Here is a 21,533-nt window from a genome sequence, read left to right as displayed (position 1 = left end):
GCTCGAGCTGGGGACCTTTGTGCAACCTCAGCGGCCGTGCGCGCCAGGCGCCGACCCGTCAGTCACGCCCCGGAGCGAGGAACGCTGCGAGGGCCGCGCCGTACATCGCCTGGTCGGCGGCGCCGACGAGTTCGCGCGCCGAGTGCATCGACAGAGTCGGGGCGCCGAAGTCGACGGTCGTCGCGCCGGTGAGCGCCGCCGTCATCGGCCCGACGGTCGAGCCGCACGGCAGGTCAGAGCGCACGACGAACTCCTGCACCGGCACGCCCGCCTCCCGACACGCGGCGGCGAAGTGGGCGGCGCCGACCGAATCCGTCGCGTAGCGCAGGTTCGTGTTGATCTTCAGCACCGGCCCGCCGTTCATCGCGATGTGGTGCGCAGGTTCGTGACGATCGGCGTAGTTCGGGTGCGTCGCGTGCGCCATGTCGCCCGAGGCGATGACGGTGCGCGCCATCGCGCGGTGCACGTCGTCACGCCCGCCGCCGAGCGTCGAGATGATGCGTTCGAAGATCGTCGGCAGCAGGTTCGAGAACGCGCCGCGCTCCGACATCGAGCCGATCTCCTCGTGGTCGAACAGCGCGATGAGCGGCACGAGCGGCACCTCACCCTCGGGTGCCGGGCGCTCGACGGCGTCGATGAGTGCCTGCGTCGCGGCGTAGCTCGTCGCGAGGTTGTCCATCCGGGCGCCCGCGACGAACTCGCGGTGCAACCCGGTGCGCGCGGCCGGCTGCACGTCGTGCGTCATCGCGTCCCAGCTCAGCACGTCGACCGGTTCGACGCGAACCTGCTCGGCGAGCCACTCGACGAACAGTGGTGCCTGCGACAGCGCCCACGACGGTTCCATGTGCAGCTGCTTGTTGAGCGTCAGAGCGTCGTTGGTCGAGCGGTCGAGGTGGATCGCGAGCTGCGAGACGCGCAGCAGCGGCTCGTCGACGGCGAACAGCCGTTCACCGACGCTACCGTCGGCCTCGCGTACCGCGACGCGCCCCGACAGCCCGAGGTCGCGATCGAGCCACGAGTTGAGCAGCAGGCCGCCGTACGGTTCGACGCCGAGCAGCTGCCAGCCGACGCGCTCGTGGTCGGGGCGCGGTTTGATGCGCAGGTTGGGGGAGTCGGTGTGTGCACCGACGACTCGGAACGCGACCGCGCCGCGCTCGCCGCCGGCGTCACCGTCATCAGCGCCACCACCAGAGCCGTCGAACGGCCGAGTGAGCACGCGCTCCGTCGACCACGCGACGAGCGACCCGCCGCGCGTCGTGACGTAACGTCCCGGCTCGCTCGCCCAGGCGTCACGCTCGTCGAGGGGCGTGAAGCCCGCCTCGACGAGCATCGACAGAGAGGATGCGACCGCGTGGAACGGCGAAGGGCTGGTGCGCAGGTACGCGACCAACCCTTCGGCGGCCGAATCCGTCGTGAAACGTCCGGATCCGAAACTCATGATGCCTCTCAGCCCTCCAGCTCGTTGGCGGTCGAGCGCACCTGCTCGAGCCACGACTGCTTCGCCTCGAGCTCCTGACGCAGCTTCGCGGCCTTGTTCGAGTTGCCCGCGGCCTCGGCGGCCTCGACGTCACTGCGCAGCGACGCGACGGCGTTCTCGAGCTGGGTGACCATCGAGTTGGCGCGCGCGCTCACCTCGGGGTCGGACTTCTTCCACTGCGCCTGCTCGGCGTCACGGACGGCGTTCTCGATGCGGCGCATACCCTTTTCGATGCGGTCCATGTCCTTGCGCGGAACCTTGCCCGCGGCGTCCCACTTCTCCTGCAGCGCGCGCAGCTGGGCCTTCGCGGCACCCAGGTCCTTGACCGGCAGGATCTTCTGGCCCTCGGCCAGCAGCTCCTCCTTGACCTTGGCGTTGGCCTCGAAAACCTTGTTCTCCTCGGCGACGACCTCATCCTTCGCCGCGAAGAACGCATCCTGCGCCTTCTTGAAGCGCTGCCACAGCGCGTCGTCGTCGGAACGCGACGCGCGCCCGGCCTGACGCCACTCGCTCATGAGGCGCTTGAACGCCGACGCCGTGGGCCCCCAGTCGTTCGAGGTGGCGAGCTTCTCGGCCTCGGCGACGAGACGCTCCTTCTCCTTCTTCGCCGCGCCGTGTTGCTCGTCGAGCTGGCTGAAGTGCGTGCGACGCGTCTTGTCGAACCCGTTGCGAGCAGCGGAGAAACGCTGCCACAGCGCCGACTCGACGTCACGGTCGAGACGTGCACCGTTCTTCTGGTGGTTCTTCCACTCGTCGAGCAGTTCGCGCATGCGCGTCGTGCTCTTCTTCCACTGCACCTTCTCGGGATCCTGTGCGGCGATCTGCTCGGCCTCGGCGACGAGCTGCTCGCGGTGGACGAGGGCCTCCTTCTTCGCCTCGGCGCGGGCCTCACCCTCCACCTGCTGCTTGACGCGCAGCGCCGTCGCGATGTCTTCGATGATGCTGTCGAGCGCGGGCAGGTCGCCGACGGCGTTCGTCTCGGCGACCTGCTTGCGCAGCGTCTTGAGCGACTCGCCGGCGTCGTGGGCGCTGATGTCGGTCTGCGTCACGCGCTGCAGCAGCAAGGCGGCCGCGGCGCGCAGTTCGTCGTACTTGCGCGCGAAGTAGGCGAGGGCCTCATCGGCGCTCTTGCCGGGGTAGGAGCCGACGGCCTTCTCACCGTCGGGCGTGCGTACGTACACCGTGCCGTCCTCGTCGACGCGCCCGAACGAGGCGGCGTTCGAATTCGACGGCGTCTCCACCGCGGCCGACGGCGCGGGCGCCGCCTGCGTGGCCGGTGCGCTCGCCTCGGTCGCGGCGGCTGCCGGGGTGCCCGCAGGAACCGACGGCGACGTCGGTGCGGCCGGGGTCGGCGCCTTGGATGCCGCGCTCGGGGGCTTCGGCACGACGCTCGGCTTCACGGACGCGGGTGTGGGGATGGTGGAGTCCTCGGACACGGTCATGACCTTTTTCTCGACGTAGCCGACCCGCGGGTACGCGCGGACCGGACAGCAACGTCATCAGTCTAGGGGGAGGAGGTCGTCCGCGTGCCCGCAGCGGCCCGGCGTTCCTCGGGTCGGACGGCCCGTGCGCGCGCCCGATAGGCTGGGGCACGTGTTGACCGTCTCTTTCCCCGCAGCCGCGATGGGTACGAACTGCTACGTCTTCGCCCGTGAACGCGGCAGCGAGTGCGTCGTCGTCGACCCGGGCATCGGCGTCACCGACCAGCTGTTCGAGGTCCTCGGCGAACTCGATCTCAAGCCCACGGCGGTGCTGCTGACGCACGGCCATCTCGACCACACCTTCTCCGTGACGCCGGTGTGCGGTGGGCGGATCGCCGCGCACATCCACGCCGACGATCGCTACCGCCTCGTCAACCCCTATGACCAGCTCGGCCCGCAGCTGCGCGGCATGCTTGAGCAGTCGTTCGGCAAGAGCGCGACGTGGCGCGAGCCCGAGAAGGTCGTCTCCATCCACGAGGGCGAACCCCTCGAACTCGCGGGGCTGACGTTCGGCGTCACCCACGCGCCGGGGCACACCGAGGGCTCCGTCATGTTCACCGTCGACGAGGTGCCCGACGGGCTCGACGACGCCGTCGCCGCGACGGTGAACCAGAGCGTCATCACCGGGGACGTCCTGTTCGCCGGCTCGATCGGACGCACCGACCTCAAGGGCGGCAGCGACGCGGCGATGCAGCAGAGCCTGCGCACGAAGGTGCTACCGCTGCCTGATTCGTCCCTCATCCTTCCCGGGCACGGCCCGGCCAGCACGATGGCGCGCGAGCGCGTGAGCAACCCGTACCTGCAAGCACTCCAAGGATCTGGCGCATGAGCAAACCGACCCCCATCTCCGGCTTCCTCGAATGGCTGCCGGCGCAGCGTTACACCGAGCAGCTGGTGCTCGACATCATCCGTGAGGTGTTCGAGTTGCACGGTTTCGAGCCGATCAACACGCGCGCGGTCGAGCCCGTCGAGCGCCTCACGGGCAAGGGCGGTGACGCGGACAAGGAGATCTACGCCGTCAGCCGCCTCGCTGCGGACGAGGCCGACAAGGCCGAGCCGGGCCTCGGCCTGCACTTCGACCTCACCGTGCCGTTCAGCCGCTACGTCATCGAGAACGCGGGCAAGCTGACGTTCCCGTTCCGCCGATACCAGATCCAGCCGGTCTGGCGCGGCGAGCGCCCGCAGGCGGGGCGTTACCGCGAGTTCGTCCAGGCCGACATCGACATCGTCGACGTGGGGGAGCTGCCGTTCCACTACGAGGTCGAGCTGCCGCTCGTCATCGCGGACGTGTTCAAGCGGCTGCCGATCGGTGAGTTCCGCATCCAGGTCAACAACCGCAAGATCCCCGAGGGCTTCTACCGCGGGCTCGGCATCGACGACATCGTCGGCACGCTGCGCATCGTCGACAAGCTCGACAAGATCGGCCCGGCCAAGGTCAGGGAGCTGCTCGTCGCCGAAGGCGTCGAAGACGCCGCCGCCGACAAGATCCTCGCCCTCGCGGCGATCTCGACGCCCGATACGTCCTTCGTCGAGCAGGTGCGCGCACTGGGCGTCGAACACCCGACGCTGGAGGAGGGCCTCGAGCAGCTACGCGTCGTCGTCGAGACGGCCGCCGAGCACGCACCCGGCCTGCTCGTCGCGGAGCTGAAGATCGCACGCGGCCTCGACTACTACACCGGCACGGTCTACGAGACGCAGCTCGTCGGCGAGGAGGGCTACGGCTCGATCTGCTCCGGCGGGCGCTACGACTCGCTCGCGAGTGACGGCAAGAGGACCTACCCTGGCGTCGGCCTGTCGATCGGTGTCTCGCGCCTGCTCGCGAAGCTCATCGGTGACGGCGGCCTGCGCACGAGCCGTCCGACGCCGACGGCCGTGCTCGTCGCCGTCAACGACGAGACCTCACGCGCCGAGTCGATGCGGATCGCGGCGGCACTGCGTGAGCGCGGCATCCCGACGCTCGTGTCGCCGAAGGCCGCCAAGTTCGGCAAGCAGATCCAGTTCGCCGACCGTCGCGGCATCCCGTACGTCTGGTTCCCGGGCGCGGGGGAGACCGGCGACCAGATCAAGGACATCCGCAGCGGTGAGCAGTTCGATGCGGACGCGACGAGCTGGGTGCTCCCCGCGGCCGACGAGCAGGTGCGACTCGAGGTCGCCGAGGCGTCACCGGCGTCGTGAGCGCCCTGGAGCCCTCGCTCGAACTGACGCAGGTGATGACGCAGTGGCTGCATCACCTGCGCGTCGAGCGGGGCCTCTCGCCGCACACGCTCGCGGCATATCGACGTGACGTCACGCGTTACCTCGGCTACCTCGCCGCCTCCGGCGTCACCTCGCTCGACGGGGTCGAGGAGGCGCGCGTCGAGGCGTTCCTGCGATCGCTGCGTGAGGGCGGCCAGGGCCATCCGCCGCTGGCGGCCAGTTCCGCGGCACGCGCGCTCGTCGCCGTCCGCCGCCTCCATGCGTTCGTTTCGCTCGAGACGGACGCGCCCGACGCGGCGACGGACGTCGCGCCGCCGAGGTTGCCCCGCAAACTCCCGAAGGCTATCCCTCTAGCTGACGTCGAACGTTTGCTCGCGGCTGCCGGCGATGGCGAGGACGCCGGTTCACTCCGGGATCGTGCGCTGCTCGAGGTGCTCTACGGGGTCGGTGCGCGCGTGAGTGAGGTCGTCGGGCTCGACGTCGACGACGTCGACCTGATGTCGCGTTCGCTGCGACTGTTCGGCAAGGGCAGCAAGGAGCGCATCGTCCCGCTCGGGCGCTACGCCGCCGACGCGCTCGGCTCCTACTTGACGCGTGAGCGGCCTGCTCTTGCGGCGAAGGGCAAGGCCGGGGCTGCCGTGTTCCTCAATCAGCGCGGCGGCAGGTTGAGCCGGCAGAGCGTGTTCGGGCTCGTGCGTCGCGCGGCCGAGGTGGCCGGGCTCGACGGCGAGATCTCGCCGCACACGCTGCGGCATTCCTATGCGACGCACCTGCTCGAAGGCGGCGCCGACGTGCGCGTCGTGCAAGAGCTTGTCGGCCATGCCTCGGTGACGACGACGCAGATCTACACGATGGTGTCGGTGCAGCAGTTGCGCGAGACGTTCGCGGCGGCGCATCCGCGCGCCCGCTGACGGTCGACGGGCGACGGTTTGGGCGTTGCCGCACCCGGGGCGCTAATCTGGTGCTGATTGGCGTGATGCCAAACGCTCAACTATCAGTGGAGGCTTTCGAGTGACTTCCGAGAGTTCACAGAAGTCGACGAACTCTAACGTTCGACTTGACCGTTTGCCGGGAATCGACGCGACGGGCCAGTGGGGTCCAACCGGTCGACCCCTGCCCGGCTTCCCGACGCCTCGACCTCTCGAGTCGCACGGCCCCGCGCGCATCATCTCGATGTGCAACCAGAAGGGCGGCGTCGGCAAGACGACGTCGACGATCAACCTGGGCGCCGCCCTGGCCGAATACGGCCGCCGCGTCCTGCTCGTCGACTTCGACCCGCAGGGAGCCTTGTCCGTCGGCCTCGGCGTGCGCTCGCAGGATCTCGACGTGACGATCTACAACCTGCTCGTCGAGCGCGGCCACGACGCGCATGACGTCATCCAGACGACGCGGGTGCACAACCTCGATGTGCTGCCCGCCAACATCGACCTGTCGGCCGCGGAGGTGCAGCTCGTCGGTGAGGTCGCCCGCGAGATGGTGCTCGCGCGCGTCCTGCGCAGCGTCGCGGACGAGTACGACGTCATCCTCATCGACTGCCAGCCGTCGCTCGGTCTGCTGACCGTCAACGCGCTGACGGCGTCGCACGGCGTCGTCATCCCGCTCGAGGCCGAATTCTTCGCGATGCGCGGCGTAGCGCTGCTCGTCGAGACGATCGAGAAGGTGCAGGATCGGCTCAACCCGCGCCTGGAGATCGACGGCATCCTCGCGACGATGTACGACGGGCGCACCCTGCACAGCCGCGACGTCGTCCGCTCCGTCGTCGACCACTTCGGCGACAAGGTGTTCCACACCGTCATCTCGCGGACCGTCAAGTTCCCCGACGCGACGCTTGCGGCCGAGCCGATCACGCAGTACGCCTCCGGGCACGGTGCCGCGGAGTCGTACCGCCAGCTCGCGCGCGAGCTCATCTCGCGCGGCGGGGCTCCCTGAGCCGCACGCCGATGACGGCGACCGAGGCCGAGCCCGTCGGCGACGCGCCCGCATCGGCAGTGGCGGTCACGACCTCTGGGCCGACGGCAGCGTCGACGGCGAGCGCACCCGGCGGCGTCCTGACGCGGCGTGCGGCGGCGACGCCGTTCCACGTCCACCTGGGCGAGGTGTTCGACGGACCGTTCGACCTGCTGCTGGGCCTCATCGCGAAGCATCGTCTCGACGTCACGCAGATCTCGTTGTCGCAGGTGACGGACGAGTTCATCGCGCACATCAGGGCGGCCCGCGAGGCGAGTGACGAGTGGGATCTGTCGCAGGCGACCGAGTTCCTCCTCATCGCCGCGACGCTGCTCGACATCAAGGCAGCGCGGCTGTTGCCGAACCTCGGCGGCTCCGACGAGGAGGACTTCGAGCTCATCGAAGCGCGCGACCTGCTGTTCGCCCGGCTGCTGCAGTACCGGGCGTTCAAGGACATGGCGCAGTTCCTGGCCGATCGGATGGAGAGCGACGGGCGTCTCGTCGCACGTCAGGCCGGGTTGGAGGAACGCTTCTCGGGGCTACTGCCTGAGCTCGTCATGACGGTGACGCCCGAGCAGCTCGCGGCCGTCGCCGCGCGGGCGCTGACGCCCAAGGCGCCGCCGAGCGTCGACGTCGACCACCTGCACGCCGTGCAAGTCAGCGTGCGTGAGCAGGCGCGCATCGTGACGAGCAAGCTGCGACGCGGTGGTGAGCTGACGTTCGCGCAGCTCGTCGCGGACGCGGAGCACAACCTCGTCGTCGTCGGGCGTTTCCTCGCCATCCTCGAACTGTTCAAGGAGGCCGCGATCGCGTTCGAGCAGGCCGAGCACCTGCGGCCGCTCACCGTGCGCTGGGTCGCGGCGCCCGATGCGCGCATCCTCGTCTCTGACGAGTACGACGCCGAGCCGGGCTCGGGCGGCGTGGGCGCGAGCGATGACGCTGCGTCCTGAGACAATGACACGAGCGACCTCACACTTCGCCGCGCTGCGACGACTCATGGGTGGGGACACGAGACGAACGACCCGCGCCGACGACGGCCCGGAGCAGGAGGAGGTGAACGCATGACGACGCACGATACGACGGCGCAACCACCGGCGCGGGGCGCCCGCGAGCCGGTCGTCGTGCACCACCTGCCCGGCGGCTTGCGATCGACGCTCGAAGCGGTGCTGATGGTCGTCGACGAGCCCGTCTCGGTGGCCGATCTCGCCGCGGCCTTCGGCGTCGGCGAGAGCGAGGTGCGCGCCAACCTCGAGGGCCTCGAGGTGGAATACCGCGCCCAGCAGCGGGGGTTCACCCTGCGCGAGGTCGACGGCACGTGGCGCATGTACTCGCGGCCGGCCTACGCGGATGCCGTCGAGACGTTCCTGCGGGGCGGGCAGCAGGCCAAGCTGACGCAGGCGGCACTCGAGACGCTCGCCGTCATCGCCTACCGGCAGCCGATCTCGCGTTCGCGCGTCGGCGCCATCCGCGGCGTCAACGTCGACGGCGTGACCCGCACCCTGCTCACGCGTGGGCTCGTCACGGAGGTCGGCGACGACCCCGAGACGGGCGCGACGCTCTACGGCACCACCCCAACCTTTCTCGAGCGGCTCGGGCTCGGCTCGCTGGACGAGCTTCCCCCGCTGGCGCCCTACCTGCCGGACGCCGCCATCATCGACGAACTAGTGGAACAAGGACACGGATGAACTCCAGGAAACCCCGTCAGGGTCAGCGCGACAACCGAAGCAGCCGCGTCAACCGCGGCTCCGGCGGCGGCGTCAGCCGTTACGAGGCCGACGTCCTCGGCATCGGCACGACGAAGAGCGGGCAGCCGGTCGCCCCGCCGCGAGAGCGTGCACCGAAGGCCGCGACGCGCGACGTGCACGTCGAGGAGGGCACGCGTCTGCAGAAGGTGCTCGCGCAGGCCGGCGTCGGTTCGCGACGCCACTGCGAGAACCTCATCGCCGAGGGTCGAGTCGAGGTCGACGGCCAGGTCGTCACCGAACTGGGCACGCGCATCGACCCCGAGAGCGCCGTCATCCACGTCGACGGCGACCGCATCCAGCTCGACGACACGCTCGTCTACCTCGCCTTCAACAAGCCCACGGGTGTCGTGTCGACGATGCAGGACGAAGAGGGTCGCCCGTGCGTCGGTGAGTACCTCGAGGGGCGCACCGAGCGCCTGTTCCACGTCGGCCGACTCGACTACGACACCGAGGGTCTGCTGCTGCTGACGAATGACGGCAACCTCGCCAACCGCCTGCAGCACCCGCGCTACGGCGTCGAGAAGGTCTACCTCGCGACGATCCCCGGCCCGGTGCCGCGCGACCTCGGCAAGCGGATGCGCGAGGGCATCGAGCTCGAGGACGGCCCGGCCGCCGTCGACTCGTTCAAGGTCGTCGACTCTCAGCCGGGCATGGCCCTGGTCGAGATCGTGCTGCACGAGGGCCGCAACCGCATCGTGCGTCGCATGTTCGACGAGGTCGGTCACCCCGTCATCGCGCTCGCGCGCCCGCAGGTCGGGCCCGTGAAGGTCGGTGATCTGCGCCCCGGCAAGATGCGGCCGCTCAACAAGCGCGAGGTCGCCGGCCTGTACAAGGCTGCCGGTCTGTGACACTGCCGCAGCGCGTGCGCGTCGTCGGCACCGGCCTGCTCGGCACGTCGCTGGCGCTCGCGCTGCAGGCGCGAGGCGTCGACGTCACCCTCGCCGACACCTCGCCGACGGCGGCGGCGCTCGCCTCCGACATGGGCGCCGGCCGCGTCGCGCACGCCCAGGACGAGGCGCCCGACCTCGTCGTCGTCGCCGCGCCGCCTGACGTGGTCGTCGACGTCGTCGCCGCGGAGCTCACGGCGTGGCCGGACGCCACCGTGACGGATGTGACGAGCGTGAAGAACGTCGTCGTCGAAGGGGTGGCACGACGCTGCGGCGCCGAGCGGCGCCGCTTCGTGCCGGGGCATCCGATGGCCGGTCGTGAGCGCAGCGGCGCGGTCGCGGCGCGCTCCGACCTGTTCGAGGGGCGCACCTGGGTCATCTGCCCTGACGGCGCGGACGACTCCCGCGTCGCCGACGTGACAGCCGTCGCGCAGGTCTGCGGGGCACACGTCGTCACGATGAGCCCTGCCGCGCACGACGAGGCCGTCGCCGCCGTCTCGCACGTGCCGCAGGTCGCCGCGAGCCTCGTCGCCGCGCAGCTGCGTGAGCTGCCCGACGACGCCGTCGCTCTCAGCGGGCAGGGTGTCCGCGACGTCACGCGCATCGCGGCGAGCGACCCGATGCTGTGGACGCAGATCCTCGCCGGCAACGCGGCCGCAGTGCGGCCGTTGCTCGAAGGGGTCCGCGCCTCGCTCGACGATGTCATCCACGCCCTGTCGGTCATCACGTCCGGGGGCGACGCATCGGGCGGTACGCGTGGCCAGGCCGATGCGGCGGTCGTAAGCAGCACGTCGGTTGCCGTCACTGCACCGGCCACCCCCGTAACACAGGATGCCGTCGGTATCCGCGATGCGGTTGCCGCTCCCGCCACCCCCGGCCCCCGGGCCGTGCTCGCGCAGACGATCGCTGGAGGTCAGGAGGGTCGTGCGCGCATCCCGGGCAAGCACGGCGCGCCGGCGCAGGCGTACGCGAGCGTCGCCGTCGTCATCCCCGACGAGCCGGGTGCGCTCGGTCGCGTGTTCACGGACGTGGGGGAGACCGGCATCAGCGTCGAGGACATGCGCCTCGAGCACGACGACGCCGTCGCCGCCGGTCTGCTCGAGCTCAGCGTCGTGCCGCTGCGCGCTCAGAGCCTCGTCAGCGCGCTCAGCGCGCGGGGGTGGGCCGCCCACCTCGTCGAGACCGCCTAGAATCTGCGTTCATGACGAGCGTGGCGAACGGCATCCGGGTAGCGATCGACGGGCCCTCAGGTTCGGGCAAGTCGAGTGTGAGCAAGAAGGTGGCGGCGCACCTCGGCATCGGCTACCTCGACACGGGCGCGATGTATCGCGCGCTCACCTGGTACTGCCTCGATCGGGGCATCGACCTCGACGACCTGGGCGCCGTCGCGGACGCCGTCACCGCGATGCCGCTCGAGATGGGCACCGACCCGAGCGCGCCGTCGATCAGCATGGGGGGTACGCGCATCGACACGGACATCCGCACGACGCGCATCGCCGAGGTCGTCTCGAAGGTCGCGACCAACCTGCAGGTGCGTCCCAAGCTGCAGCAGCGTCAGCGTGAGCTGATGGCGCAGATCGCCGCGGACCAGGGTGGCGTCGTCGCCGAGGGGCGCGACATCACGACGGTCGTCGCGCCCGACGCGGACGTGCGCATCCTCATGGTCGCGAGCGAGGCCGCACGGCTCGCGCGCCGCTCGAAGGAGCTGCACGGCGGCGCGGACGACGCCGCCATCGCGGCGACGCGGACGCAGATCGTCGACCGCGACAAGGCCGACTCGACCGTCTCGTCGTTCATGAGCGCTGCGGACGGGGTCGTCACGCTCGACACCAGCGACCTGACGTTCCAGCAGTCTGTCGAGGCGGTGCTGACGCTCGTCGAACGGGCGCGCGGCTGATGTTCCCGCGTCGTGACGTCGAGGATGCCGCGTCGCGTGATTCGACGCCGCGCGATCCGTCCGCGTGTGAGAGGCTCATGCGCCGATTGCGTCCCGCCGTCGAGGGCCTGTTCGGTGCGCTGTACCGCCTCGAGGTGACCGGGCGCGAGAACGTGCCGGTTGACGGCCCCGTCGTCGTGGTCGCGAATCATATCGGCGTCATCGACGGCCCGCTGGCCGCGTCGCTCGTGCCGCGCCCGGCGCACTTCCTCGTCAAGCGTGCGTACTTCGTCGGCCCGCTCGGGACGCTGCTGACGCGGCTCGGGCAGATCCCCGTCACGCAGCGCAGCGCCGACCGGGAGGCGATGACGGCGGCGCGCGGCGTCCTGGCGGCGGGTGGTGTCGTCGGCGTGTTCCCCGAGGGCACGCGCGGTGACGGGTCGGTGCAGGCGGTGCACCAGGGCGCCGCGTTCCTCGCGCTCGGTGCGGATGCTCAGATCGTGCCGGTGCGACTCGTCGGCACGGCCGGGCGCACGCGGGGACGCTGGCCGCGGCTGCGCAGTCGTCTGCAGGTGACGTTCGGGCCGGCGTTCCGCCTCGGTGACGCAGAGGCGGTGGCGGGCGCGACAGGTCGCGCTCGGCTGGCGGCCGCGACGGAGGAACTGCGTGCCCGCCTCGCCGACCACGTGGCGGGTTGAGCCGGATCGTCTCCCCGGGCGCTCGTCGCGAGGGCGTGGCTGGCCGCGAGCGCTCGACTCTGAAAAATCGTGCCCATGCGCGAGAATGGTCTCGTGACGCGCATTCGGGCGCGTCACACGAGACCTCCCCACCCGACGTCACGGCGCGAGCCGCCGCGTCGTCACGTGGCGGGGGAGAGCCTCCGAGCCCGCCGGATCCGGCGGGATACTCCACGATCTGAGGTAATCCGCGTGAGCGACGACCAGTACTTCCCCCACGACGAGCACGACGAGCGAGCCGAGCACGACGACCTGCGCCACGATGCGCCCGCCCCGGACGAGTCGGTCGAGCAGGCGCTGCGCGTCGGGCTCGAGGACTTCGACCTGAGCGACGAGGACCGTGCGCTGCTGTCCGGTGAGGTCGACGAGGACAGCGGCTACGGCGAGGCAGACCTGCGGCCCGTCGTCGCCGTCGTCGGTCGTCCCAACGTCGGCAAGTCGACGCTCGTCAACCGCATCCTGGGGCGCCGTGAGGCCGTCGTCGAGGATGTGCCGGGTGTGACGCGTGACCGCGTCGCCTACGACGCCGAGTGGGTCGGACGCCGGTTCACCCTCGTCGACACCGGCGGGTGGGAGGTCGACGCGAGCGGCATCCACCTGCGCGTCGCCGAACAGGCCGAGGTCGCGATCGAACTCGCCGACGCCGTGATGTTCGTGGTCGACGCCACGGTCGGCGCCACCGACACCGACGAGGCCGTCGTCAAGCTGCTGCGCCGCTCGAAGAAGCCAGTCGTCCTCATCGCGAACAAGGTCGACGACAACCGCTCGGAGGCCGACGCGGCCATGCTGTGGTCGCTCGGCCTCGGTGAGCCGTACCCCGTCTCGTCGCTGCACGGGCGCGGCACCGGTGACGCGCTCGACGCCGTCATCGACCTGCTGCCCGACAAGACGGCTGTCGCCGGCGCGTACCCGCGTGGCGGCCCGCGTCGCGTGGCGCTGCTCGGGCGTCCGAACGTCGGCAAGTCGTCGCTGCTCAACAAGCTCGCAGGGGAGGAGCGCGTCGTCGTCGACAACGTCGCCGGCACGACGCGTGACCCGGTCGATGAGTACATCGAACTCGGCGGCAAGACCTGGCGTTTCGTCGACACCGCCGGCATCCGACGCCGCGTGCACCAGACGCGCGGCGCCGACTTCTACGCCTCCCTGCGCACGCAGACGGCGTTGGAGAAGGCGGAGGTCGCCGTCGTCCTCATCGACGCGGAGCAGAGCATCGCCGAACAGGACGTGCGCGTCGTGCAGCAGGTCATCGACGCGGGCCGCGCGCTCGTCATCGCGTACAACAAGTGGGACACACTCGACGAGGAGCGCCGCTACTACCTGGAGAAGGAGATCGAGCGCGAGCTCGTCCAGGTGCCGTGGGCGCCGCGCGTCAACCTGTCGGCGAAGACGGGACGTCACACCGACCGTCTCGTTCCCGCCATCGAGGTCGCCCTCGACTCGTGGGACCAGCGCATCCCGACGGGTCGGCTCAACGCCTTCCTCGGCGAGGTCGTCGCGGCGCATCCGCACCCGGTACGCGGCGGCAAGCAGCCGCGAATCCTGTTCGCGACGCAGGCCTCGACGCGCCCGCCGCGCTTCGTCATCTTCGCCAGCGGCTTCATCGAGGCCGGGTACCGCCGCTTCATCGAGCGTCGCCTGCGTGAGGAGTTTGGTTTCGACGGGACGCCGATCGAGATCAGCGTGCGCGTGCGCGAGAAGCGCAAGCAGCGCTGAGCGGGGGCCTACCTTCGAGGGGCGGGCGTGCGCTGTCGCGCGCGACGCCTGCCCCAGGATGGCGAGTGACTCACGCGTCGGCGCGCAGTGCGCTGCCAACTCGTGCGTTACCTGCCATGATCGGCGTCCGGCGTCGCACGTCGGGTGAGAATCCCATTCACGGTGAGAGGCAGACGAAGCAGTGTTCGGTTGGAACCACGACTACGAGTACGTCGGCGTCACCCCCGGCATGCGCCCGGCGGACGGCGTGGGCGAGGTGCGCCGCGTCAAGGGTGCGAAGGAGTGGTCGGGTGAGCCGGCCGTGCAGTTCCATCCGCCGCAGGGCGTGAGCGCGGCGCTGGCGGGCACCGTCGTCGACGGGTCGGTCGACTCGCAGGACATCGGCGCGATGATGATCGACCTGTCGCTGCGCGGCTGGTTCCGCATCGAGAAGCTGCAGCCCGCTGACGGTTCGGCGCCCGCAGCGCCGCCTGCGCCGACGTCGAGGCGGGGTGCCAAGGCGCCGCAGGGTGACTGGGTGTTCATCCAGAACGAGTTTCCTGGCGGCGACGTCATCACGCAGGTCGAGGCCGACTTCCTCAACGCCCTGTTCCCGCCCGGCGTCCGTTACGTGACGTTGCCGCAGATGAAGGCGCAGTTGCGGGGGCCGTTGCGCGACATCGCCGACGGTATGTACCGCGAGACGATTCATCGGGGCTGGTACGAGCGAGACCCACGCCGCAAGGGTTTCCTGGGGATGGGGCGCTCGCCGCGCACCGCCGACGGCACTGCGGTGCGCATCCAGACGCTCGGGTTCAAGAAATACATCGCGACGGCCGAGGCCAAGCAGATCAAGTTCGAGGAAGCGGCTGACCTGTTCAACCGTTACCTGCCGTACGCCATGGTCTTCGGTCTTGCCGACCGGTGGGCGGGCGTCATCGGTGAGGTCGCGAAGATGGCGCAGCTCGAGGGCTTCGGCAACATCATGGGCGACATCGCCTCTGACCCGTTCTTCTGGATGTTCTACGGCGACGACCTCGTTTTCCTCGGCGCGGAGGCGATCGGCGGAATGGCCGACCTGCTCTCGGGCGCCGACGGGCTGTTCGACCTCGGCGGCCTGACGGACGGTCTCGGCGACGTCTTCGGCTCGATCGGTGACGCCGTCGGCGACATCTTCGACTTCTGACGCCGGCCAGTCATCCAGGGGCGGGGCCTGCCCCGATCTCCGGGCGACCGCCAGACGTCGCGGGGCCCGGCCGATTGGTCGCCCGGGCCCCGCGTGGGGTATGGTTCATCACGCCCTTCGGGGCTTGCGCCGTCAGGCGCAACGGGCTGTAGCGCAGTTTGGTAGCGCACTTGACTGGGGGTCAAGGGGTCGCAGGTTCAAATCCTGTCAGCCCGACCGAGGACGTTCGGGCCTCACGCGATGGCGTGAGGCCCGAACGTTTCTGTGTTCACCCTCGAGCCTGGTACATGGTGAACCACGGCCTGATGCAGCCCACGGGGCGTCATTCCCCGAGCGACGTCATGCCGGCGACGTAGAGCGCCTGGCCGAGGTGCAGCAGCGCGTCCTCCGTGCAGCTGACGAGACGCGCCCCGCGCGTCACGGGCGGATCCCACGACTCATCGACGACGTCGTCGAGGTCTGCGGCGGACAGCGAGCTGATGTACGCCTTCTGAGCCGCCACGACCGCCTCGAGGTGCTCGAACAGCAACGCGACATCCGTGACGACGACCGCCCGCGCCTGCTCAGGGCTGTGGCCGAAGCCGATCTCGTCATCGTCGACATCGAGTCCGAAGCGCGCATCGAAACCCTGTGCCGTCCAGATCAATTCGTCGCCGGACAACTGCGCGACCTGGGCGTCGATCTCGCGCGCGGTGTGCCACAGCAGCCATGCGATCGAGTTGTCGTGCCCGCCGGGGTGGGCGTTGAGTTTCTCGTGGGTCAGCTGCGGGCGCAGGGACCCGGCCGCGTCGAGGGGGCGCTGTGCGAGGTCGAGCATGAGCGTGATGGCATCCATGGCACCAACGCTACGCCCCCGCTGCAACGACTGCCTATGCTGACGCCATGACGACGCCATCCGCCTCCGAGCGCCCGCCGCGCGACGACGCGCCCGCGTCCGACCTGCCCTGGTACCGCGAGGTGAGCGGGCCGCAGTGGAAGGCGTTCTGGGCCGCCTGGCTCGGCTACCTGCTCGACGGATTCGACTTCGTCATCATCACGCTCGTGCTGACGGAGGTCGCCGACGAGTTCCACCTGTCGACGGTGCAGGCGACGACGCTCATCAGCGCGGCGTTCGTCTCCCGCTGGTTCGGCGGGCTCGTCCTCGGCGCCGTCGCCGACACGATCGGGCGCCGGCAGGCGATGGTCGCAGCGATCGTGACGTTCTCCGTCGGCTCCGCGCTGTGTGCCGTCTCGACCGGCTACCTCATGATGTTCGTCGCGCGTCTGCTCATCGGGTTCGGCATGGCGGGGGAGTACTCGGCGAGCGCGACGTACGTCATCGAGTCGTGGCCGCAGCACCTGCGCAACAAGGCGTCCGCGTTCCTCATCAGCGGCTTCTCGATCGGCGGGGTGCTCGTCGCGCAGCTGTACCGCTTCGTCGTCCCGGCGTGGGGATGGCGGGCGCTGTTCGCGCTCGGGCTCGTGCCGATCGTCCTCGCACTGTGGCTGCGGCGCTCGCTGCCCGAACCCGCGGACTTCGAACACGCCAAGCGCAGCGGCGACCTCGACGCAGCCCCCGACATGTTCACGACGCTCTACCGCGGCGGTCGCGCGGCGCTCAACGTCGTCCTGACTCTGGTGGTGTTCGCCGCGCTGCTCGTCATCTTCACGGGCCACTCGAGCGGCGCGCTCATGACGACGGTGCTCGCGCTCATGACGGCCGCGACATTCGTGTGGTTCCTCGTCCAGTTCGAACCCGAGCGCTGGCCGACGGCGCTCGGCGTCACGCTCGTCGTGTTCACCGTGTTCTTCTTCGCGTGGCCCATCACCGCGCTGCTGCCGACGTACCTCAAGACGGAGCTGCACCTCAGCGCCGCGACCGTCGGTGACGTGCTGTTCTGGTCCGGTTTCGGTACGGCCGCCGGCGCCGTCCTGGCCGGGTTCACCGGCGACCGCTTCGGCACGACGCGCGCCTACTGGGGCAGCCTCGCCCTGTCGATCCCGCTGCTGTGGCCCATCTTCACGATGAGCGGCTCGCACGTCGTCCTCATCGGCGTCATGCTCTTCGTCCAGCAGTGCTTCGGTTCGGGCGTCGGCGGGCTCGTGCCGAAGTGGATGGTCAGCTGGTTCACGCTCGACAAGCGCGCGGCCGGGCTCGGCTTCACCTACAACGTCGGCGCACTCGGCGGCGCCATCTCACCCGTCGTCGGAGCCCAGCTCGCCGGACGCATGCCACTCGGATCGGCGCTCATGACGCTGTCGGCGACGTTCACCGGCGTCGTCATCCTGCTCGTCGCGCTCAAGTTCCCGCTGCGCCTGCAGCGACTCATCCGCCCGAGCGCCGTGCGCCCCGAGGACGGCAGCGACATCGTCACTCGCGCGACGTCACAGGCGGTCTGAGGCATCACGCGCCTCGGAGACCCGCCTCAAGCCGGGCGGCGGTAGCTCACGGAGAACGTGTCACCCGTGCGGCTGATCCCGCTGGGGACGGCGAGTGCGGCGCCGGTGCTCATCGTGATGCGTGTCGACGGCCAACCGGCGAGGTTGCGCGTGCCGTCCTTGCCCTTGGCGTAGACGCTGGAGAAGGTGGGGGAACCGACGTTCGCGAGCGCGCGGGCCCGGCCGTCCGCGCCGCTCGTGCGTTCGAGCACCGCTTCGGCCACGCCGCGCGGTGCCGCACTCGTGCGGTCCGTGCCGACGCAGTCGTTCGTGCGCCAGTTGCACAGCGTGAAGTACGAACGGCCTTCCTTCGCCGCGTAGCGCACCGTCACCTCGACCGCATCGCCGGGCGCGACCGCCAGGTTCGTGATGCGTTCCTGCGCGCGGCTCGGGTAGGTCTCGATCCACGGGTAATAGCTCGTCTTCCACTTCGTGCAGTGCCCGCGCGTGACGGCGGTGCAGACGACATCGAACTCCGTTCCTGCCTGCACGAGCTCGCCCTGCTTCGCGGTGCCTCCGCCGAGCCCGACCCACATGGCCGAGTACCCGTCGCGCCCCGGCCACGATGCCTTGGGCACGATCCAGGTGCCGTGGATGCTCTCAGGGCCGGCGATACTCGCCCGGTATCCCGCCCAGTTCGCGTACGCGGCGGGCTTGACGGGCGCCGGGCGCACCGTCGCCTTCGGGCGGACCATGACGCTGCTGTCGGGCGTCGCCTGCTTGGGCGCGGCGTGCGCAGCTCGCGCCCTCGTCGTGGGCGTGCTCTTGGCCCCACGCATCGTCGCCGGCTTCGTCGAACCCTTCGTCGCGGTGGAGACATGGCGCGCTGACGAGGGCGTCGCGGTCACGTTCTTCGCGCCGGCGCTCTTCGGCGTCGCCTTCTTCGGCGCAGCGTTCTTCGACGTGGCACTCGCGGCGGGCTGGGCGGGGTGCGAAGCACCCGCCATGGCGGACGGCGCGCTCAGCGCGGCGATGGCTGCGACGACGCTCGCGGAGGCGAGCGTGCGGTGGCGGATGGACAAGACCTGTCACTCCTTCGGATGGACGGCTGGTCCCCTCCAACCTATCCACGCAGGCACCGGGCGCCACCGGCGGCGCGCCGAGGCCCGAGGCGCGGATGGCGACGGCCCCCTGTTCACGGGTGGCGCGTCGTGTTCGCCTCCGGGCGTCATCGGACCTAGGGTGGCACCGTGAGCGAGACCCGGGATCCGACGAGTCGCGTGTGGACGGTGCCGAACGCGCTGTCGATGCTGCGGCTGCTCGGGGTGCCCCTGTTCGTGTGGCTGCTGCTCGCCCATCACGACGGTGTGGGTCTCGTCGTCCTCATGATCGCCGGGTTCACCGACTACGCCGACGGTAAGATCGCCCGCAGGTTCCACATGGAATCGCGTCTCGGCGCGCTGCTCGACCCTGCGGCCGACCGGCTCTACATCGCCGCGACGATCGTCTGCCTCGCGATCCGCGGCATCCTGCCGCTGTGGGTCGTGCTCGCCCTCGTGGCGCGCGAGCTGTTCATCCTCGCTCTCGCGCCGACGGTGCGCCGTCACCGGCTGCCGTTGCCGCCCGTGCACTTCATCGGCAAGGCCGCGACGTTCAACCTCCTCTACGCCTTCCCGCTGCTCGTCGTCGCACAGTTCGACGGCACCGTCGGGGATGTCGCCGCTCCCATCGCTTGGGCGTTCGTCATCTGGGGCGTGACGCTGTACTGGCTCGCCGGGCTGCTCTACGCCGTGCAGGTGAGGGAGATGGTCAACGCCGTTCGAGCCCCGCAGGCCGCACGGTGACGCGCCTTCACTGGCGCCGCCACGAACGTCCGGGCGCCGCGCCGCGCGAGGTCGAGGTGCGTGACCCCGCGGCGAGCATGGCGCTCATCTTCGATGCGATGCGTCACCCCATCGACCCCTCGTACGCCGACTCGGCGGCGCGCCGCGAGGCTCAGGGCGCGCCTGCGCGCAGCTGGCGACGCTCACCGCTGCTCATCATCTCCCTGCTGCTCATCGGCCTCATGGTCGGCGCGGCCGCGCACGCGCTGCGCGTGCCCCGCGCCGTCGCGCAGGATCGGCACGCACAGCTCGTCGACCAGATCGAGAGGAAGCAGAGCGACAACGACGACGCCTCCGCCGAGCTCACGCGGCTGCGCGACGACGTCGCGTCGGCGCAGAAGGGCGCTCTCGATCGTCAGTCGCAGGCGGGGCTGAAGAAGACGCTCGACGACGCGACGCGGACGGCGGGCCTCGCCGAGGTTCGCGGCCCGGGCGTCGTCATGACGGTGTCGAACCCCGACACCAAGGACGCCGACTCGGCTGACAGCGATCCACGCACCGGGAACGCCGCGGACGCGGTCACCTCGACCGACCTGCAGCAGCTCGTCAACGGGTGGTGGCAGGCCGGCGCCACCGGTATCGCCATCAACGGCCAGCGCGTCACGTCGATGACGGCGATCCGGTTCGCGGGCTCGGCCGTCCTCGTCAACTTCCGCCCGCTCACGCCGCCGTACGAGATCAGCGTCATGGGACCAGACGACATGCAGAAGACCTTCACCGGCTCGTTCGCCGACCAGTACGCCGCGAGTCTGCGCAAGTCCGGTTTCGGCGTGACGAGCAACGCCTCGAACGACGTCGACCTGCCCGCCCTCGACAGCGTGCACGTCACGCACGCCCGCATCGTTCCCTGACGCACCACCCCCGAGGAGAACACGTTGTTACCTGCCATCGGACTCGCAGTCGGCCTCGCCCTCGGGCTGTGGCTGCACCCCGACGTCCCCGTGTGGATGCAGCCGTACCTGCCGATCGCCGTCATCGCCGCGCTCGATGCGCTGTTCGGTGGTCTGCGCGCGGCGCTCGACGGCATCTTCGACGACAAGGTCTTCGTCGTGTCGTTCCTGTCGAACGTCGTCGTCGCAGCGTTCATCGTCTTCCTCGGCGACCAGCTCGGCGTCGGCAGTCAGCTGTCGACGGGTGTCGTCGTCGTTCTCGGCTTGCGCATCTTCACGAACGTCGCCTCCATCCGTCGTCACATCTTCAAGGCATGAGTGCCCCCGGCATGCGCACACCTGCTGACGAGCCCGCGACCCCGCGTGAGACGACGCCCGAGGGGCAGCTCGACGCTCAGGCCCCGCACGGGTCCGAGCCTCGGCCCGAGAACCCCTGGGGCGAGAACTCCTCAGACGCGGGCTCGCCGCCCCAGGCGCACCACCGTCCGTGGAAGCGGTTCGCGTTCGGCGGCCCCGGCACCGGCGTCGGGACCCTCGCGGCGTCCGTGCTCGCGCTCGGGCTGGGCTTCGCCGTCATGACGCAGGTGCGTCAGCACGAGAAGTCCGGCCTGGACAACCTGTCGCAGTCCGACCTCGTGGCGCTGCTGTCGACCGTGCAGGATCAGTCGGCGCGCCTCGAGACGGAGCTGGGCGACCTGCGCGAGAGCAAGTCGAAGCTGGCCTCCGGCGGTGACCGAGCCGCCGTCGAGGACGCGCAGAAGCGACTCGACCAGATGCGCATCCTCAACGGCAGCGTCGCCGTCAGCGGCCCCGGCATCACGATCAGCGTCGACGGCGGTGAGAAGGTGACGTCCGCGAACGTGCTCGACGCCGTGCAGGAACTGCGGGACGCGGGCGCCGAGTCGATCGACGTCGGCGGTCACCGCGTCATCGCCTCGACGTGGTTCTCGGACGTCGACGGATCGGCCGGCGTGCAGGGCGACAAGCTGCCCTCGACGTTCACGATCACGGCCATCGGCGATCCGCACACGATGAGCACCGCAATGGCCATTCCGGGTGGTGTGACGGATACGCTGACACAAGCAGGCGCCCGGGTTAAGGTCACCGAGGGCGCCACGAACAAGATCACCTCGATCGCCGGGGCGAAGTGAACCCCACCGTGTTCGCCGACACCACGA

General features: G+C 70.1%; 21 protein-coding genes and 1 tRNA gene. 18 read left to right on the top strand and 4 right to left on the bottom strand.

From position 1 onward, the window contains the following. Positions 1–58: 58 nt before the first annotated feature. Both J4Z35_RS04015 and J4Z35_RS04010 read right to left on the bottom strand, forming a co-directional pair. The gene (locus J4Z35_RS04015; RefSeq protein ID WP_074039223.1) at positions 59–1,438 is read right to left on the bottom strand and encodes a M18 family aminopeptidase; all 1,380 of its coding nucleotides are present in this window, start codon (positions 1,436–1,438) and stop codon (positions 59–61) included. An 8-nt stretch (positions 1,439–1,446) separates the two neighbouring features. Beyond that, positions 1,447–2,919 carry a DUF349 domain-containing protein gene (locus J4Z35_RS04010; protein ID WP_243754847.1) on the bottom strand — a complete coding sequence of 491 codons (1,473 nt, stop codon included), beginning with the start codon at positions 2,917–2,919 and terminating at the stop codon, positions 1,447–1,449. 151 nt (positions 2,920–3,070) lie between these two features. Between J4Z35_RS04010 and J4Z35_RS04005 the strand changes: the two genes are divergently transcribed. The 13 genes from J4Z35_RS04005 (at position 3,071) to J4Z35_RS03945 (ending at position 15,440) form a co-directional block, all read left to right on the top strand. Next, positions 3,071–3,787: an MBL fold metallo-hydrolase gene (locus tag J4Z35_RS04005; protein ID WP_074039225.1), complete on the top strand. Its 717-nt coding sequence runs from the start codon at positions 3,071–3,073 to the stop codon at positions 3,785–3,787. Then, positions 3,784–5,133, top strand: coding sequence for a histidine--tRNA ligase (hisS, locus tag J4Z35_RS04000; protein WP_038567972.1), 1,350 nt, complete (start codon positions 3,784–3,786; stop codon positions 5,131–5,133). Before J4Z35_RS04005 ends, hisS begins: the two co-directional genes overlap by 4 nt. Next, positions 5,130–6,065 carry a tyrosine recombinase gene (locus J4Z35_RS03995; protein ID WP_083603750.1) on the top strand — a complete coding sequence of 312 codons (936 nt, stop codon included), beginning with the start codon at positions 5,130–5,132 and terminating at the stop codon, positions 6,063–6,065. Before hisS ends, J4Z35_RS03995 begins: the two co-directional genes overlap by 4 nt. Positions 6,066–6,219: 154 nt before the next feature. After that, positions 6,220–7,083, top strand: a complete 864-nt coding sequence (locus tag J4Z35_RS03990; RefSeq protein ID WP_207623213.1) for an AAA family ATPase — start codon at positions 6,220–6,222, stop codon at positions 7,081–7,083. 11 nt (positions 7,084–7,094) lie between these two features. Beyond that, positions 7,095–8,051: a ScpA family protein gene (locus J4Z35_RS03985; RefSeq protein WP_074039226.1), complete on the top strand. Its 957-nt coding sequence runs from the start codon at positions 7,095–7,097 to the stop codon at positions 8,049–8,051. A 111-nt stretch (positions 8,052–8,162) separates the two neighbouring features. After that, positions 8,163–8,786 carry an SMC-Scp complex subunit ScpB gene (gene scpB / locus J4Z35_RS03980; RefSeq protein ID WP_038567975.1) on the top strand — a complete coding sequence of 208 codons (624 nt, stop codon included), beginning with the start codon at positions 8,163–8,165 and terminating at the stop codon, positions 8,784–8,786. After that, positions 8,783–9,694 carry a pseudouridine synthase gene (locus J4Z35_RS03975; protein ID WP_074039227.1) on the top strand — a complete coding sequence of 304 codons (912 nt, stop codon included), beginning with the start codon at positions 8,783–8,785 and terminating at the stop codon, positions 9,692–9,694. The genes scpB and J4Z35_RS03975 overlap by 4 nt, the downstream gene beginning before the upstream one ends. Continuing rightward, positions 9,691–10,923 (top strand): prephenate dehydrogenase, encoded by a 1,233-nt coding sequence (locus J4Z35_RS03970; protein ID WP_074039228.1) that lies wholly within the window; start codon positions 9,691–9,693, stop codon positions 10,921–10,923. The genes J4Z35_RS03975 and J4Z35_RS03970 overlap by 4 nt, the downstream gene beginning before the upstream one ends. An 11-nt stretch (positions 10,924–10,934) precedes the next feature. Next, positions 10,935–11,630, top strand: coding sequence for a (d)CMP kinase (gene cmk / locus J4Z35_RS03965; RefSeq protein WP_074039229.1), 696 nt, complete (start codon positions 10,935–10,937; stop codon positions 11,628–11,630). After that, a complete protein-coding gene (locus J4Z35_RS03960; protein ID WP_083603751.1) occupies positions 11,630–12,307 on the top strand; it encodes a lysophospholipid acyltransferase family protein in 678 nt (225 codons plus the stop codon). The genes cmk and J4Z35_RS03960 overlap by 1 nt, the downstream gene beginning before the upstream one ends. A 291-nt stretch (positions 12,308–12,598) precedes the next feature. Then, positions 12,599–14,059, top strand: a complete 1,461-nt coding sequence (gene der, locus J4Z35_RS03955; RefSeq protein ID WP_038570816.1) for a ribosome biogenesis GTPase Der — start codon at positions 12,599–12,601, stop codon at positions 14,057–14,059. A gap of 181 nt (positions 14,060–14,240) precedes the next feature. Then, on the top strand, positions 14,241–15,224 hold the full coding sequence (locus tag J4Z35_RS03950; protein WP_006943346.1) for a DUF2207 domain-containing protein: 984 nt from the start codon (positions 14,241–14,243) through the stop codon (positions 15,222–15,224). Positions 15,225–15,366: 142 nt separating this feature from the next. Continuing rightward, positions 15,367–15,440, top strand: a tRNA-Pro gene (locus tag J4Z35_RS03945). A gap of 106 nt (positions 15,441–15,546) precedes the next feature. Here J4Z35_RS03945 and J4Z35_RS03940 read toward each other — a convergent pair. Then, positions 15,547–16,059, bottom strand: coding sequence for a DinB family protein (locus tag J4Z35_RS03940; protein ID WP_006943318.1), 513 nt, complete (start codon positions 16,057–16,059; stop codon positions 15,547–15,549). 47 nt (positions 16,060–16,106) lie between these two features. Here J4Z35_RS03940 and J4Z35_RS03935 point away from each other — a divergent pair, with 47 nt between their 5' ends. Beyond that, positions 16,107–17,603, top strand: a complete 1,497-nt coding sequence (locus tag J4Z35_RS03935; protein WP_074039230.1) for a sialate:H+ symport family MFS transporter — start codon at positions 16,107–16,109, stop codon at positions 17,601–17,603. 26 nt (positions 17,604–17,629) lie between these two features. Here J4Z35_RS03935 and J4Z35_RS03930 read toward each other — a convergent pair whose 3' ends face one another. Further along, entirely contained in the window at positions 17,630–18,664 is a 1,035-nt protein-coding gene (locus J4Z35_RS03930) for a G1 family glutamic endopeptidase (protein ID WP_074039231.1), read from the bottom strand. Positions 18,665–18,832: 168 nt separating this feature from the next. Here J4Z35_RS03930 and J4Z35_RS03925 point away from each other — a divergent pair, with 168 nt between their 5' ends. From J4Z35_RS03925 to J4Z35_RS03910, 4 genes are read left to right on the top strand one after another with little or no spacing between them, the layout of a single operon-like run. After that, complete coding sequence (locus J4Z35_RS03925; RefSeq protein ID WP_038568009.1) at positions 18,833–19,426, top strand: CDP-alcohol phosphatidyltransferase family protein; 594 nt, start codon at positions 18,833–18,835, stop codon at positions 19,424–19,426. After that, positions 19,423–20,316: a DUF881 domain-containing protein gene (locus J4Z35_RS14685; RefSeq protein ID WP_006943380.1), complete on the top strand. Its 894-nt coding sequence runs from the start codon at positions 19,423–19,425 to the stop codon at positions 20,314–20,316. Before J4Z35_RS03925 ends, J4Z35_RS14685 begins: the two co-directional genes overlap by 4 nt. A 24-nt stretch (positions 20,317–20,340) precedes the next feature. After that, on the top strand, positions 20,341–20,673 hold the full coding sequence (locus tag J4Z35_RS03915; RefSeq protein ID WP_006943348.1) for a small basic family protein: 333 nt from the start codon (positions 20,341–20,343) through the stop codon (positions 20,671–20,673). Further along, complete coding sequence (locus tag J4Z35_RS03910) at positions 20,670–21,506, top strand: DUF881 domain-containing protein (RefSeq protein ID WP_050786399.1); 837 nt, start codon at positions 20,670–20,672, stop codon at positions 21,504–21,506. The genes J4Z35_RS03915 and J4Z35_RS03910 overlap by 4 nt, the downstream gene beginning before the upstream one ends. The last annotated feature ends 27 nt before the right edge of the window (positions 21,507–21,533 follow it).

Source organism: Dermacoccus sp. NHGro5 (assembly GCF_017565385.1).
In the GTDB taxonomy this organism is placed as follows: Bacteria; Actinomycetota; Actinomycetes; order Actinomycetales; family Dermatophilaceae; genus Dermacoccus; species Dermacoccus nishinomiyaensis.
Note: the sequence above shows the minus strand (reverse complement) of the source record. Positions and strands in the feature narration are given on the sequence as shown.

Excerpts from the sequence above, each read along its gene's own strand:
- J4Z35_RS03940 (WP_006943318.1), bottom strand. The coding sequence starts at position 16,059 with ATGGATGCCATCACGCTCATGCTCGACCTCGCACAGCGCCCCCTCGAC.
- J4Z35_RS03935 (WP_074039230.1), top strand. The coding sequence starts at position 16,107 with ATGACGACGCCATCCGCCTCCGAGCGCCCGCCGCGCGACGACGCGCCC.
- hisS (WP_038567972.1), top strand. The coding sequence starts at position 3,784 with ATGAGCAAACCGACCCCCATCTCCGGCTTCCTCGAATGGCTGCCGGCG.
- J4Z35_RS03910 (WP_050786399.1), top strand. The coding sequence starts at position 20,670 with ATGAGTGCCCCCGGCATGCGCACACCTGCTGACGAGCCCGCGACCCCG.
- cmk (WP_074039229.1), top strand. The coding sequence starts at position 10,935 with ATGACGAGCGTGGCGAACGGCATCCGGGTAGCGATCGACGGGCCCTCA.
- J4Z35_RS03960 (WP_083603751.1), top strand. The coding sequence starts at position 11,630 with ATGTTCCCGCGTCGTGACGTCGAGGATGCCGCGTCGCGTGATTCGACG.
- J4Z35_RS04015 (WP_074039223.1), bottom strand. The coding sequence starts at position 1,438 with ATGAGTTTCGGATCCGGACGTTTCACGACGGATTCGGCCGCCGAAGGG.
- scpB (WP_038567975.1), top strand. The coding sequence starts at position 8,163 with ATGACGACGCACGATACGACGGCGCAACCACCGGCGCGGGGCGCCCGC.
- J4Z35_RS03975 (WP_074039227.1), top strand. The coding sequence starts at position 8,783 with ATGAACTCCAGGAAACCCCGTCAGGGTCAGCGCGACAACCGAAGCAGC.
- J4Z35_RS04010 (WP_243754847.1), bottom strand. The coding sequence starts at position 2,919 with ATGACCGTGTCCGAGGACTCCACCATCCCCACACCCGCGTCCGTGAAG.
- J4Z35_RS03985 (WP_074039226.1), top strand. The coding sequence starts at position 7,095 with ATGACGGCGACCGAGGCCGAGCCCGTCGGCGACGCGCCCGCATCGGCA.